This window comes from Calothrix sp. CBUCES-K 9914 (genome assembly GCF_059640475.1).
The window spans coordinates 34,656-49,633 of sequence record NZ_JBXXZH010000017.1 but is presented as its reverse complement, the minus strand read 5'-3'; the positions used below and the strand labels follow the sequence as shown (position 1 = coordinate 49,633).

The 14,978-nt window shown below is 39.9% G+C and carries 11 protein-coding genes; 3 read left to right on the top strand and 8 right to left on the bottom strand.

Annotated features, from left to right (window positions below; translation table 11 throughout):
* Positions 1-27: 27 nt before the first annotated feature.
* Both AC2JBO_RS05820 and AC2JBO_RS05815 read right to left on the bottom strand, forming a co-directional pair.
* Entirely contained in the window at positions 28-1,530 is a 1,503-nt protein-coding gene (locus tag AC2JBO_RS05820; protein WP_496952687.1) for a hypothetical protein, read from the bottom strand.
* Positions 1,531-1,578: 48 nt separating this feature from the next.
* A complete protein-coding gene (locus tag AC2JBO_RS05815) occupies positions 1,579-5,034 on the bottom strand; it encodes a response regulator (protein WP_496952686.1) in 3,456 nt (1,151 codons plus the stop codon).
* A 712-nt stretch (positions 5,035-5,746) separates the two neighbouring features.
* Between AC2JBO_RS05815 and AC2JBO_RS05810 the strand changes: the two genes are divergently transcribed.
* Positions 5,747-6,355 carry a GNAT family N-acetyltransferase gene (locus AC2JBO_RS05810; RefSeq protein ID WP_496952700.1) on the top strand — a complete coding sequence of 203 codons (609 nt, stop codon included), beginning with the start codon at positions 5,747-5,749 and terminating at the stop codon, positions 6,353-6,355.
* Positions 6,356-7,121: 766 nt separating this feature from the next.
* Positions 7,122-7,673, top strand: a complete 552-nt coding sequence (locus AC2JBO_RS05805; protein WP_496952699.1) for a hypothetical protein — start codon at positions 7,122-7,124, stop codon at positions 7,671-7,673.
* Positions 7,674-7,723: 50 nt separating this feature from the next.
* Here AC2JBO_RS05805 and AC2JBO_RS05800 read toward each other — a convergent pair whose 3' ends face one another.
* The 5 genes from AC2JBO_RS05800 to AC2JBO_RS05780 all read right to left on the bottom strand — a co-directional run bounded on the left by AC2JBO_RS05800 (position 7,724) and on the right by AC2JBO_RS05780 (position 13,477).
* Positions 7,724-8,863, bottom strand: a complete 1,140-nt coding sequence (locus tag AC2JBO_RS05800) for a histidinol-phosphate transaminase (protein ID WP_496952685.1) — start codon at positions 8,861-8,863, stop codon at positions 7,724-7,726.
* Positions 8,864-8,922: 59 nt separating this feature from the next.
* Positions 8,923-9,552, bottom strand: coding sequence for a YqiA/YcfP family alpha/beta fold hydrolase (locus AC2JBO_RS05795; protein WP_496952684.1), 630 nt, complete (start codon positions 9,550-9,552; stop codon positions 8,923-8,925).
* A 114-nt stretch (positions 9,553-9,666) separates the two neighbouring features.
* Positions 9,667-11,046 carry a glutathione-disulfide reductase gene (gor, locus tag AC2JBO_RS05790; RefSeq protein WP_496952683.1) on the bottom strand — a complete coding sequence of 460 codons (1,380 nt, stop codon included), beginning with the start codon at positions 11,044-11,046 and terminating at the stop codon, positions 9,667-9,669.
* Between the two features lie 122 nt (positions 11,047-11,168).
* Positions 11,169-12,515: a glutathione-disulfide reductase gene (gene gorA, locus AC2JBO_RS05785; RefSeq protein ID WP_496952682.1), complete on the bottom strand. Its 1,347-nt coding sequence runs from the start codon at positions 12,513-12,515 to the stop codon at positions 11,169-11,171.
* Between the two features lie 320 nt (positions 12,516-12,835).
* Positions 12,836-13,477 (bottom strand): restriction endonuclease subunit R, encoded by a 642-nt coding sequence (locus AC2JBO_RS05780; RefSeq protein ID WP_496952681.1) that lies wholly within the window; start codon positions 13,475-13,477, stop codon positions 12,836-12,838.
* Positions 13,478-13,581: 104 nt separating this feature from the next.
* Here AC2JBO_RS05780 and AC2JBO_RS05775 point away from each other — a divergent pair, with 104 nt between their 5' ends.
* Positions 13,582-14,520, top strand: a complete 939-nt coding sequence (locus AC2JBO_RS05775) for a competence protein CoiA family protein (RefSeq protein WP_496952680.1) — start codon at positions 13,582-13,584, stop codon at positions 14,518-14,520.
* On the opposite strand, the gene AC2JBO_RS05770 is transcribed toward AC2JBO_RS05775, so the two are convergent.
* Complete coding sequence (locus tag AC2JBO_RS05770; RefSeq protein WP_496952679.1) at positions 14,517-14,972, bottom strand: hypothetical protein; 456 nt, start codon at positions 14,970-14,972, stop codon at positions 14,517-14,519. The two genes, AC2JBO_RS05775 and AC2JBO_RS05770, sit on opposite strands and share 4 nt — an antisense overlap.
* Positions 14,973-14,978: the final 6 nt, after the last annotated feature.

Here is a 14,978-nt window from a genome sequence, read left to right as displayed (position 1 = left end):
GCTCTATATAATATATCAAAACTTTGGCTATGGGTCAAGCATTCGTCCTGGTAATTTATCTTTTGTGTTTGTAGTATCGGTGGGCTGGATGGTTAAGCTAACTGCTAATTCACCTGCTAATGGTTTTCCTTTTCCGTCTTGGGCTGGTTCAAATCGCTTTTGCTCGAAAATTTTTATCAAAAACTGCTCGTATCGTTTTGTATCTTCAGGGTTTAATTGGGGTTGTGCTTGAATAATTCTTGGTCTAACGGCAGCTGCTTGTGTTCCAGACTTCACACTAGTTAATAATTTACCTGTTTCGTCAATTGGTAGCACAACTTCTAAATTGACTTTTTCTATTTTGATACCGCTTTCGGTTAAAACTTTGACAGGAATATCAATCGAGGTGTTGCCTGTGTATTGAGGTATTTTATCTGGTAGTGGTGTGCGAATTTTTTTTTGTTCAAATAAATTTTGTAGTGTTTCGCGTCCTAAAGGTGTGAAATTTGCCACTATTGCCGTACTCTGCGACGCCTCAGATGGAGTGTTATTAGTGCGCGCGGGAGAGGGATTAGTTGATGGCGCCTGTCCAGTATTATTTTGGGGTAGTGTAGAAATTCGTTCACCTGGAGAATTTGGAGTATCTTTCTCTCTGCTGCCTGTTCGATCAGGATTGTTATTTATATCACTGTTATTATCATTAATATTTGGATTTTTTGTAGGCGCCTCTGGTGGTTGAGTATTTTGAGAAATTGGAGATTGAGTATTCACAGGGGGTTGAGCAGGTTCAATGTTTTGACCTGCACCCTGCTTCACAGGTGGTTCTGCTGGTTGGGTATTTTGAGGACGTGAAGGTCTAACAGGTGGTTTTGCTGGTTGGGTATTTTGAGGACGTGAAGGTCTAACAGGTGGTTTTACTGGTTGAGTATTTTGAGGAGTGGGAGGTCTAACAGGTGTTTTTGCTGGTTGAGCATTTTTTAATGGAGTGTTTTTAATATTTGGTACTTGTGCAACCTGATTGTTTTTTATAGGTGATTTTTTTTGCTGGATAGCTTGTGTATTTGTACGAGGGAATGGTCGCAAGGTTTTGGCGACAGGTTTCTTAGGAGTTTGCTTGCTTACAGGTTTCCTAGGCGATGCAATTTTTTTATTGGTATTCTTTTTCTTTACATCATTTGTAAAGGCAATTGTGTCCTGTGGTTGTGTCTCCGTTTGAACTGGTTTGACCTCACTAACTACGGGTGCTTTTGGGACAGGCGCCGTTTTGACCTGAACTTGCTGCGATGGTTGTTGTACCTGGGGCTTTTGTGCAATTACTCTCTTGGTGTTTCTGGTTTTTCTAGGTACAACTTCTACAACTTGAACTGGTATTGCTCCAGCATTTGACCTACGACTAACCAAATTTAATTTGGATGATAACATCAACCAAACTAACAGTGAGTGTAGCACCACAGAACCAATCAGAATGGCTATCCACAAACCCGGTGGGTCAATGTGGCGCCGTTCGATTGTTGTTGGTATTGGAGTTTTATCAGCTACCGATTCAGGCATTGATTAAATTTTCGCGCTGGCGGTTATTATAAATAAACACTTGCCATTCTAGCGATTTGCTACTACTTCTGGTGTAACTACAAAAGTTAAAACTGTCTCATCAACTCCTTTTAGTTCCAATGAACTACCTTTAATTATTTCTTCATCCTGCAGGTAATCTGCAACTGCTGCTGAAACAAGAATAGTTCCTGGTTTCGCTACTTGCTGTAAGCGCGCGGCAATATTAACGCTTGGACCAATTGCTGTATAGTCCGCACGTTCAGAACTACCGAACATTCCAACTACTGCCGTACCTTGATGGATACCGCAGCGGAACAAAACACCGTTTCGTCCATCAGTATCAAAGACTCCTTGGTCTCGCCAGCGTTGGTTCAATTTTTCAAGACAACGTAACATTGCCCTTGCCGTGTTAATCGCTCGCCGCACTTGTTCGTTAGGTGTCATTTCTTCAGGCGCCCCAAATAGTGCCAAAATTGCATCTCCCATAAACTTATCGACGGTTCCACCATTGTCAAACACTGCTCGTGTCATTGTTTCGAGATACTCGTTGAGCAATTCCGCAACTTTGCGTGACCTGAGTGTATTCGATAACTGCGTAAATCCTACGATGTCACTAAACAGCACCGTAATTAATCGTGGTTCAGGGCGTAAATCGAGGACTAAATTGCCTGCTGCGGCTTTTTGTACCAGTGCAGGAGGTAAAAAACGCTGCAATACAGATTCAGTCAGGTACGTATTTAATTCAAGAACGCGGCGTTCGTTTTCCTTTAATGCGACGAGATTTCGCACTTCTGCAAGTAACTCACGGTCATTAAAGGGTTTTGCCAAGTAAGCATCGGCGCCTAACTCCGTACCGGATATACGGGTTTCTTCGTCGATTTTGGCGGTTAAGAGAATAATTGGTGTTCCCTTTAATTTCGCTTCATTACGAATCATGCCAATCATTTCCAGTCCTGTCACCAACGGCATCATTAAATCGGTGACAATCAAACTTGGTTTGAGATTTTGGGCACTCTTGAAACCTTGGGCGCCATTACGAGCAGTATGCACCGTATACCCATTGGCGCGTAAAATCCCCGAAACATATCCCCGTAAATCTGGATTATCGTCAACTACGAGAATAGTATGTCCTGTAGGAGTAATTTCCTGATGAGCTTCAGAAAAATCATAGGCGCCCGTAGGAGTCTCATCAATATCTACAAGTTCTAAATCAGCCAGTTCGACGGAAGCACGGTTAATATCCAACTCAGCAGGTGCATCAATAACGCGGTCGGTTGCCAAATGGTCGCTTCCAGCAAGTAAGTTAATAGTAAAGGTTGTTCCTTCACCATAAACTGAGTTAACTGTGACTTTACCACCATGAAGTTCCACTAGCTCTTTAACCAAAGACAAACCTAAACCGCTACCTTCATACGAACGGTTTTCCGAACCTTCGGCTTGACGGAAGCGCTCAAATAGGTGTGGAAGTTGTTCTGCCGCAATGCCGATACCAGTATCCTGAACTTGGAGGATACAGTTAGAGCTATTTGCAACTAAGGAAATGGAAATTGTGCCACCATCAGGTGTAAATTTCATCGCATTTGACAGCAGGTTATAAACCACCTTGTCAAATTTTTCTAAATCCAAATACACAGGTGGACATTTACCAAAGTTACTAATTAGCTGCAATCCTTTTTTCTCGCAGTAGGTGCGGAATGACTCGACTATCTGACTGGTAAATTCTACCAAATCGCACTTGCGGAAAGTTGGTTGCATCCGACCCGCATCAAGACGTTGTAAATCAAGTAACTGGTTAACAAGTCGCAGTAATCGACGCGAGTTACGTAGAGCAATAGTACTCTGTGCGTAAGATAACCCTTCTTTACTAGCAACAGCTGATTCGAGTGGCCCTTGAATTAGTGTGATTGGTGTCCGAAACTCGTGCGAGATGTTTTGGAAAAACTCAGTTTTTTGTTTGTCCAATTCTAATAACCGTTCGGCTTGTTCGCGCGTTTTTTGGTACAAACGTGACTGCTGCACAGCAATTGCAGCTTGAGCAGCGACAGCTTTCGCTAGCTCGATTTCTGAGAAATGCCATTTGCGAGCTTTTTTGTCTTCTCGCAACGTTATGCTACCAATACTTTTCCCATCTGCCAGCAAAGGTACAACTATTAATGAACGCGAATGACCTCGCAAAGGTAAGTTAAACCCTGCTAACTCTGGCGTACAGTCATTCATATCCGTTACCACAACTGGTTCGAGTGTTCGTAACATGTGTTGTAGTATTGGATTTCCTTTTATCGGCGCCGAAGATTGAGGTAATTCATCTAAGAATATATCATGTTCTTTTTGTATAGTTTTATTATCTAGATGAGATTCGTCGCTTTCGTATAAACCGACACACTTAACATATTCATCGTCCTCAGTCCATAATGACAAGACGCAACCGTCTACTTGTAAAGCTTGTCCAAGTTGTTGGGTGATAGCAGCAAAAATATCTTGCTGGTTAAGGCTGGAACGAATGGCACTCGTAATTGTGTTAATGAGTGCTTCTCGTTTTGCTAGCGACCTTACCTGTTCATAGGCGTAAGCTTGTGATAGCGCCAAGGCAGCTTGGTCTGCCACCATTATCACCAGTTTAACTTCATCATCGCTCCACATACGAGCTTCGTGACATTGATGTAGCGCTAACACCGCCATTAATTCTTGCCGAAGAATTAATGGCACTACCAAACTCGAACTGATATTTGCTGCTGCAAACGCTTCTGCTCTACTAGTTAATTCGGGTGCCTCACCCTGGATACGCTCATCACTGTTTACATCATTAATGATTTGCACCTCGCGCGTTTCCCAAACGGTTTCACCCAGGAGGGAAGATGCATTATTTGATTCCAAATCATTGTCCGACGTGGTGGTCAGGGGCGCCTTTTGATAGATAAAACCCTCGTCTGCTAACTGTCCATTTAAATTTGGACGTAATAAACAAACATCGACTTCGAGCATGTGACCAACAGTATCGACAATCGTTTGTAAAATTTGCCGATAATCAAGGGCACTGCGAATAGTATTTGTAACTGTATTTAGTAGTGACTCCTGACGCAACGTTCGCGTCAGTTCGCGAGTGCGGGCTTTTAAGACGTTGTGAGTATCCAAAGCTTGGCGTACCACAGCCTTTAATTCTTCCGCTTCCCACGGCTTTGTAACATATTTAAATACTTTACCAGCATTAATCGCTTCTACCAAGTCTTCGACATCGGTATAGCCAGTTAGAATAATCCGAATAATATCGGGATACTGTGTAGCTGTCAGACTCAAAAATTCTGTACCGCTCATCATTGGCATTCGTTGATCAGAGATGATGACTGATATATCTCCTTCAATAGCCAATAATTCGAGCGCCTCAGGACCTGAATTAGCTTTAATCACCTTATATTCACGATAGAAGGTGCGGTAAAGCAAATCAAGGTTGTCGGGTTCGTCGTCAACAACTAAAATTTTGGGCTTACTGTTTGCTTGGGGTTTCATGCACCGCTTTCCTGAAGCAACGGTATTTGGATAATGAACTTACTCCTCAAGTTATAAAACACAGAGAAGTTAATAGAGAAGTTAAAAGTGTCGCAGAACCAAACGGTGGTTAGGGCTTGGCGCCTGCACAACTGCACTTTAATCAAGTATGTGTTCACGTTAGTTTACCCCAATCGCCTTGCATAGTTTGCTTTTGAGTACACCGGCAGGACTTGTGACTGGTGTTATCCCTGTAAAAAAATATTTTGAGAAAGCGTACCAATTACCTTACCTCCAAGCTCGAACAGTTGAAGCGGACATGCAGCTACTCTCGACTAACTGTCTTGTCCACATGTATCCGCATATTAAGTTTTCCCGTTTAAGCCCCAACACTAACATTTACCCTGTTAATTTTATTTATCTTGCTCATTGTAAAGTAAAAAATATTACATTCCTTCCGGAAAGTACAAAGTATATTATTAGACATTTGTGAGAAAATAGTTTTTACTTTAAAACGCCACTCACACGGACTCTTGGCTTTCAAAGAGCGGGCAATCATCATTTACAGTTTTAGGCAACTTATCGGTTTCTCCCCTGTTTTAACGTTTTGGACGTAATATTGTCTCAGGAGCAAAGAAAAAAGAATGCGTGATTATAGTTCTTTTTTCCTTCCTAACAAGAGCGCAGTTAATACATAACCTTGTTTTTGTACAATCATCATTACCTACTTACCTTGATTCCCTGGTTTTCCAATTCATCTTACCAACCTGACTCTCACGCTGCTCACTCGTCAGAGTCCTCGTTCCAAGTACGTAATGCAACGTATCATGATTTAAATGATGTTGCCCAAATTATCACCGACAGTTTTCATTCGCCACATGGGTTTTGGGGATGGACTTTACCTCTCCTACGCTTGGGCATTTATGAAGATTTGAGGCATCGTTTGGCATCGCCCGCACCATACCATACGTGTTTAGTAGCGGTTGATACAACTATAACTTGCTATAGCTTGGCTGGCACTGTTGAATTGGGTGTGCGTTACAGTGATGCTTGGGCACAAAAAAGTAAAAGTTTTGTTTATTTATCTAATTTAGCAGTACACCAAAACTATCGCAGGCAGGGTGTTGGTTCCAGTCTGCTTATCGGTTGCGAAAAGCTTGCTACTGAATGGGGATTTCAGGATATTTATCTCCATGTCTTGGAAAATAATCATTCCGCGCGTCAACTTTATTTTAAGCTCGGATACTGTGTACATAAAGTCGAAACCGGGTTTACTCCCTTTTTCTTTAAACGCGCGCGGCAAATACTTTTACACAAGCGCTTGAGTTCAGACCGCCTATAATCGTGCGTAGAGACAGTATTGTTAAGTATCATTAATAATAATTCAATAAATTCCTTTGATCACAGATACTTATGTATCTAAAGACGTAGATTATTTAAAAGCAATTAGACAACTATGTTACTCAAAAGTATTATGTCACCTGGAATTAATATATCTTAGGACAGGTAAACTATTAAGATGTAAGGGGTTAAGTATAATCATTCTAAGCTAATTAGCTATTCAAAACTTGGTTTCTACATTAACAAGAGCGAAATTGAGGAGTTTTGATAATAAGTCTTTATTCTTTATCTAGACTTTACAAAACTATAGAATATTATAAAACTATAAAATATAAAGTCTCAAATTGTTGATTAATTATGAAATTAATGGTTTTATCAAGCCAATAACCACTTTTTGACGTTTTTTTCATCACTTGATAGGCAGATGCTTATTTATGGTTAAATAGTCGAATTAGACTTACACTCATTAAAATTCCATACTGTCATCAGTAATAATACGTGAAAAAGGGCTTGAATTTCTTACCATAACTTTGTAATCTAGATATTCAACTTTATAAAAACTTTAAGGAAAAACTTCTGTTTATCAAGACAAAATTAGTTAAATCTCATAAAATAAGATTACTAAATTATTTCAAGATATTGATTAGTTCTTATCTAACTTGAATAATTGAGTAAATTATTGATAATAAGAAGAACTCAGCGATTACCACTGTCCAGATTCGTCATGAAAGTTCACATTAGAACTAACTGTATAAATTAAGAAAAACATCGATAGCCAAAAGTTAAGCTATCAGGTTATTATGGTATCAACTTATTATCCTGACACCAGTTTTCTCGAATATATTGTAGCGCCAGATGGAACGGAGCAATTTTATGGCTCGGACTTTCTGAGTATGTTACATAGCGGTCAAGTGTTTATGGTCAACAGCCGTAGGCGAAATGGTCTAATATTGTTTAAACGTTACCACGCCGAGTTTGCAGGACCTGGAGCTGCTGTTGGTGGTGACTATGACCGTGATTGCTTATACGCCTTGCCAATTGGTAATCTTTCTTTATTGAGTCCTGAAACTCATGAAGAACGCCAAAAAGCATATTTAATTAGGCGCCAATGGATTCGATTAATAAAGCAAATTACTGAGTCTTCAGTCGCTTCTAAGCGAGTATTGAAGATTCTCGACCAATTTGAGCAATATTTTCCGTCAGAGATGGTATCTCGATTGCCGGATGAAGCATTTGCACTACTAGTCGGTGTATTACCACAAACGGTAGGAATGGTGCGTCGTTCAGCTAGTGATATCGAAAATAAGTTTGATGATTAAAATTATTTTACAGAGAACTGAATATAAATAAAATGATATTAATAAAGCTTTTATATAAGCTTTTCTAACACTTTGTTGATATTGCTCAAAGTGCGTGCATTTTCTTGAGGAGTTCCAACAGTGACTCTTAACCCACCCCCAGTTTGACGCAGCAAAGTACCCATCGCTCTCAATTCCTCAGCAAGACAAGTTAAATAATTCTCAACCGAATCGGTTTTTTTAATTTTTGGCTGTAGATAAACAAAATTAGCAGCGCTATCCCAAACTTTTAATTGTGAGTGTTGTGCTAAACCCGCTTTTAGTTTCTCTCGTTCACTAATCATTTCGGGTATTGCCTTAAGGAGTAAGCTGCGATTTTGCATCGCGAGTAATGCAGCAGCAATAGAAAAGCTAGGAAGATTGTAAGGTAAACGGACTTTTTCGAGAACAGATATTAATTCTGGATGAGCGATGCAATATCCAACGCGCATTGCAGCAAGTCGAAAAGCTTTAGAAAAAGTTCGCATCACTACCCAGTTTGGATGTTGAGATAGCTCTGACACAAGAGTATTCTGGCTGAACTCAAAATAAGCTTCGTCAATAACTATTAATATATGTTCCGATATACTTTTAAGCCATGCTAATTCTCTATTCGTTAATGCATTCGCGGTAGGAGAATTGGGATGAACAACGAAAATTGCCCGTATTGGGGGATTTTGCTGCGTAGAAAGCGCTAGTGTTGCCGCATCTAAATCAATTTCAAAATCAAGATTCCGCGCGACGTTGACCACGTTAACTCCGAGCGTTTGCGCTAAAATCCCATACATGGAAAACGTCGGATTTGCCACTAAAATCGAACCATTACCTCCGACGCAGCTAGCGATTAACAGTGAACGTATTAGTTCATCAGAACCATTACCTATAGATATATTAGATTGAGTGATAGTTGATGGCGCCTCAACTGATTCGTTAACATATTCGGCAATCGCGCGCTTTAGTTCTGAGTGTCCACCATCTGGGTAACGATTTGTTTCAATAAGTTGCTCATAACTCAAAGCTAGCTTCTGTTTTAACTCAACTGGCAAATCATAAGGACTTTCATTGGTATCAAGTCTATCGAACACAGTTGCTACAGGTGAAGCTGTATCACTTGCTGGATGAGGCTTGTAACTGTTAAACTGTGCGAGGTCTTGACGAATATAAGGAAGCATAGGGATTTTTGGATTTTACTGCGTATATGAATGGATTTTGGACTTAAGATTATACAGTATTATTGCAACTGGCAAAACTGTGAAATCGCGATATTGATTTCTGAGACTACATTTAACAGTGCGTGGTCGCTGTCTAGTTCAATTAATTTCACCCAAGGACGGGAACGCGCGAAGTCTCTGCTAGCCTGAATTGGTATAACGTCATCATTAATACCGTGTAATATCAGAGTTGGTATTGGGCGCCGTAATTTTTCTTCTTGATACTGCGCGGCATCTGTAACAAAATCGTAATGTAAAGGTAACTCGGACAGCGAGCCATGATGGTAAACCATCCTATACTGGGTTTGCTGCCAGCGCTCTTGTTGTTCACCAAGTTTAGGCAACCAGTGCGATAAAAAATTAAAAGCAGGTGCAAGTAGAACAAGACGTTGCACACAAAGATTATTTTCACCTAAGTGAGCGGATGTGAAACCACCTAAACTTGAGCCAATAAGTGTTACGGGTGTTCCATCTGACAGCAATTTCTCTACTTGTTTGAGTTGACGAGTGATGGTTAAGTGCGAAAAATCCCCGTTGTTTAAATCAGGGATTTTGATATCTATTTGTAAATTGGCAAAAAATGACTTGATTTCGCGTGCTTTAACTGAATTTGGGCTAGACGCAAACCCGTGTAGGTAAATATAATGCATAGTTATGAGTGCTGAGTGCTGAGTGCTGAGTGAGGAGTGAGGAGTGAGAATTAGGAGTAAAGAGCTAAGAGTTAGGATATTTACTCAGCACTCAGCACTCAGCACTTTCTACTTTTATCTCATTGTTACGAATTCTTCAGCAGCTGATGGGTGAATACCAACGGTTGCATCGAAGTCTTTTTTGGTCGCGCGCATTTTGACTGCGATGGCAACTCCTTGGATAATTTCGGCAGCGTTGTCACCTACCATATGGGCGCCTAATACTCGGTCGGTGTCGCTATCGACTATTAATTTCATCATTGTTCGTTCGTCGGCACCTGGTAGGGTATAGTACATTGGACGGAAACGAGTTTTGTAGATTTTAATATTATCTCCGTATTTATCCTTAGCTTGTTCTTCGGTTAATCCAACGGTTGCTGCTTCGGGTGTGCTAAATACGGCTGTTGCAATGTCATCGTGACTAAAAACACGTCGGTTATTACTGAATTCACTATCCGCAAAAGCACGTCCTTCACCAATTGCAACTGGAGTTAGGTTGACTCTATCTGTAACATCACCTACAGCATAAATGTTTTCCTGAGAAGTTTGACTATATTCATTAACGGCAATGGCTCTCATTGTACTGTAGCCCGGTCCCTCAATTAAACCTTCCACTAATTCAACTCCAGCATTTTCCAAGCCTAAATTGTCTACGTTTGGCGCCCTTCCCGTAGCAATTAAAAAGACATCAGCATTTAAAGGCGCCAAGTTTTCATCGGATAAAGTCAACTTTAAACCGGATTCAATTTTCTCTACCTGTTTGACAATATTATTACGAATCAAGTTGATACCATGATTCTTCATGCCCTCTTCAATATTGTCGCGAATATCTTCGTCAAATCCTTTCAGAATTTTTTGCCCGCGTGTGATTTGAGTTACCTCACATCCTAAACCCCGCATGATGCAAGCAAACTCAGTTCCGATATAACCAGCACCGGCAATAACAATGTGCTTGGGTTTCTCCTTGAGGTGGAATATTTCGTTCGATGTAATGCCATATGAGTCAAAACCTGGCATATCTGGTTTAACTGGGCGCCCACCGACAGCGATTAAAATTTTGTCAGCAGTATATTTCTTATCGCCAACTTCAACAGTGTGAGGGTCTAATATTTTACCTTTGCCAGAGATTAATTCAACTCCAGCTTTTTCCAAAAAGTTGATATGCAAATGCGACAACCGCCGAACTTCTTTATCAATGGATGTAATAAAGTGTTCCCAGTCTAATTCCGCGTCACCAACTTTCCAACCATAACCAGCTGCTTCTTTGAATATCGCAGGAAAATGCGAAGCGTAAACCATCAGCTTTTTTGGTACACAACCCCGAATGACGCATGTACCACCAACTAAATCATTTTCAGCAATTGCAACTTTTGCCCCATAACTTGCCGCACGCTTGGAAGCTGCTAAACCACCTGAACCGGCGCCAATAACGAACAAATCATAATCGTATGTCATATTACAAGTTCCTGGGCTATACAAAACTGAAGACGTATTTTATCTATATATATATGTTAAACAAATACGATTTAATGCTGGATTTGAAAGCACAGGTAAGATACCTGTGCCACCAGATTATATCAGAGGGTCATGAATTCTTCGGCTGTAGTGGGGTGAATACCGATTGTTTCCACTAAATCTTGCTTGGTGATACCCTTTCTAATGGCGACACCTAAACTTTGAATGATGTCGGCAGCATGTTCTCCTACCATATGGGCGCCTAATACTCGTTGATTTTCACTTTGAACAACGATTTTCATCATCGCTTTCTCATCTATACCACCAAATTGTGATAATAGCGGTTTGAATTCGGTACTGAAACATTCTACAGCATCACCACCAAATTTTTGGCGCGCTTGTTTTTCGGTGATTCCAAAACTAGCACCTTCTGGACGGGAGAACACCGCAGTCGGAACTTCTGAATAGTTTACTGTTTTGGGTGTCTTACCAAAAACAGTTTTAGCAAAAGCTTCACCTTCTGCTTTCGCTACAGGTGTTAGCTGCAAACTACTCGAACAGTCACCAACTGCAAAAATATTTTCTATGTTGCTGCAACTGTACTCGTTTACTTTAATAGTGCCTTTTTCACCTAGTTCGACACCAACTTTTTCCAAACTCAGCTTTTCGAGGTTCGGCTGGCGCCCTGTGGCAACTAAAATAGTGTCAGCGGCAACGGTCGCTTGTTTATCACCTTTAACATTTACAAGCAACCCATCCTCGCCAAGTTTAATTTGTTTTGCGGTGCTGTTGTGAAAAAACTTGATACCTCGGTGGGTTAAACCTTGCTGAATGCGAGAGCGAACGTCATCATCAAACCCTGATAGAATTAGTTCATCGTTGTTGATGACGGTAACTTTACAACCTAAAGCGTTCATCATGCTGGCAAACTCTACACCAATATAACCACCGCCAATTACTACAAAGCGTTTGGGTAAGTAAGGTAGATGAAACATCTCGCGCGATGTTATGGCAAATTCAATACCAGGAATATCTGGTAAATTTGGGCGGGCGCCAACAGCGATTAAAATTTTGTCAGCCGTAATTTTGCGCTCACCTACTTGGAGGGTATGGTTATCAACAAAGCTTGCATAACCGTTTATTACATCTATCCCTGCTTTCTCTAGCTGTTTTGAAAACGAGTCGTTGAGACTTTCCAGGTGCTTGTCTACTGACTTAGTAAACCGCGTCCAGTCAAAATAATTATCACATTCGCTCCATCCGTAGCGGTTCGCCATTTGATTTTGTAGCGCAAAATCAGCAGCGTAAACAATCAGTTTTTTTGGTATGCAGCCACGATTAGCACAAGTACCGCCTAAAGCTTCGTGTTCTGCTATACCAACATGGGCGCCGAAGCTTGCAGCTGCTTTGGCTGCTGCTAGTCCACCTGAACCAGCACCAATTACAAACAGGTCGTAGTCAAAAGTCATGAAAACCTCCTAGAGTTTGGAAACCCCTACCTGAAGATAGGAGAAGAAAAACGAAATAGACCCGTTTTAACGGGCGTGTAATTTCGTTAGTTCAGGCATGAAGCCTCATACCCTAGTACGGGGTGCTGACGGCTGTAGAGATGATGGCGTTTTCTATTATCTTTACAAATCTTTACTATTTTGGCATCTACCTCAAATAGATATTTATCAAAAATATAAATCTAGCCAAAGTTTGAAAACCACATCTTGTAGCACAAGTATCTTGACTGTGCAGTCATAGTATTTATTTTTACCACAGAGGCACAGAGGACACAGAGGGGTTATTTTCGAGGTTCTGAGATAACTGAGTGAGTAATACCCTTAAGAATTTTCAAAACATCATACAATTCATTATCAGGGTTGCGAAGTTCAAAAATCTTGGAAGTAGCATACTGTGGTTGTTCTGTTTGAACTAGCTTTATAAATACAAAACTTCCTCCTGTTGTAATCATGCCAAAGGTAGGTTGATTTTGGTAAGGATTTGCTAACATATAAGCTAGTATCTGTGCTAAACCTGCTTCTATAGAAAAAGCTGCTTGTTTAGATTCAATTACCATTAGCCATAGCTGGTCTTTTAAAACGAGGACATCCAAGTTTCCCTTGATAATGGTATCTTTATCAAGAGCAGAAATTTCGATGGACTTTTCAGACTTGACGCAGTATGGCGAAAGATAGAAATCACCAATAAATAAAAGTGGGTCTAACACTGCCATCTTAACAACGTTTTCAAGAAAAGGCGGATATCTAAGTAGGTTGAAGTATCCGGCCTGTACTTTATCTAACTGCTGCTTTTCTAATTCGGTCAGTTCTGGTAAATTATCTTGCCATTCACGAAAAAATTGTCTATCTCTAATTAGTTGAATGCCAAATAAGGTTTCTAATTCCAATAATGTGGTATCTCTTGGCTGTATTGTCTTTACCATAATGTTGATGGTAGTGTAGATGTTCTTATTGTATAGCAATGTTTGAGTAACGAACCGCAAAGGACACAAAGGACACAAAGAAAGAAAGAAGAGGATTTTTAACTGTGTGGTTAAATTATGGTGTAGATAATGAAGGGTTTTTGGTATATACTGAGGATGTTAGTCGAGGGAAGACAAGACTGAAGTGTCCGTATTGTAACGGTGGGTTGACTGCTAAGAAGGGTAAGAAGAAGGAACACCACTTTGCCCATACTGATGAAACTTGTCGTTCTGTGGCTAATGAGGAATTTCCGGTTTTACCTTTCTATGACAGTTTTGATATTCATTTATCTGGTAAGGATTTAAAGTTACTTAAGTTACTGTGGACTGAGTATGGTTCTAGAAATTATGCTGTAAGTTCTCAGTTGCTTACTCCTGGTTTATTGAAGTCTGGGTTGTTAAATAAGAATGTTTATATAATACCACCTGGGTATGAGTTTAATGATTTAGGCAAAATACCTGTTGGCGCCCTCGACTTGGCATTATTTAATTTGGTGCAGGAACCTTTGATACTAAAGAAATTATTAAAGTTGGAGTTGGCGGTCGAACACGCTACATTTAAGAAAAGTTTTGATTTGTCTAAGCGAATTATTGATTTACAGCTATATCGCGCACAGCTAAAACGGATTTTATCATATACTCTGTATTTTTTGAAAATTCAGACGGATAAGGAACTGTTCTATAAAGTTGGTGTTACTGGGCGCCAGATTCAAAAGCGTATCAAAGAAGTAGAAATAGATTTGGTAGCACATTACAAAAATATTGATATAAAAGTATTGGGAACTTGGGAAAATCGCGGAAATATTGAGAAATACTTTAAACACCGTTATCAAAGCTTTAATTATCCAATTGGCAGTTTGACGGAATATTACAAATTTAGTGCAGAGAAAGCCAAAGCTGTAATGTATGATTTGCAAAAAATGCAACCGAAACAACTTAGTTCAATCGAGTTAGATTTATTAGCTGAAGATGCTAATCAGTTGAAAGTAGTAGTTCGTCGTTAAATAATACTTACTTTTTCTGTATTAATTAGAACAAAAACACTGTTTCCATACTTAATGTCAGGTATGGGAACTGCAATAATCTCCATAACAGAAGTGTCTTGAAAGTGATTGATTTTAGTTTCAGGATGTGGGTAGTATATTAGTGCATCATAGCTACCACCGTTAAATATTACTTGACAATGGGAAAAAGAAAAGTCTTCTGTATCATGTTCAGGCGACCACTTAACATTTCTAAATGTATATTCTGGATTATTTAGCTTAAACTCTTTAGGGCTAATCGATATATTCAAAGTGCCCAGGTAGTATTTACTTATGTTAAGTCCTAAATCTTGAAAAAAAGGTAGCTGCATTTCTAAAGTGCCTCTAGGATAAGGACTATTTTTGGATTTACCGGAAGCGACTTGATATCCAGATGTTACAACTCCTTCAACAGTTGTCCATTTTTGACTCATAATTCA

Coding starts and splice junctions, on each gene's coding strand:
- AC2JBO_RS05820 (WP_496952687.1), bottom strand. CDS start 1,530: ATGCCTGAATCGGTAGCTGATAAAACTCCAATACCAACAACAATCGAA.
- AC2JBO_RS05815 (WP_496952686.1), bottom strand. CDS start 5,034: ATGAAACCCCAAGCAAACAGTAAGCCCAAAATTTTAGTTGTTGACGAC.
- AC2JBO_RS05800 (WP_496952685.1), bottom strand. CDS start 8,863: ATGCTTCCTTATATTCGTCAAGACCTCGCACAGTTTAACAGTTACAAG.
- AC2JBO_RS05795 (WP_496952684.1), bottom strand. CDS start 9,552: ATGCATTATATTTACCTACACGGGTTTGCGTCTAGCCCAAATTCAGTT.
- gor (WP_496952683.1), bottom strand. CDS start 11,046: ATGACATACGATTATGATTTGTTCGTTATTGGCGCCGGTTCAGGTGGT.
- gorA (WP_496952682.1), bottom strand. CDS start 12,515: ATGACTTTTGACTACGACCTGTTTGTAATTGGTGCTGGTTCAGGTGGA.
- AC2JBO_RS05780 (WP_496952681.1), bottom strand. CDS start 13,477: ATGGTAAAGACAATACAGCCAAGAGATACCACATTATTGGAATTAGAA.
- AC2JBO_RS05770 (WP_496952679.1), bottom strand. CDS start 14,972: ATGAGTCAAAAATGGACAACTGTTGAAGGAGTTGTAACATCTGGATAT.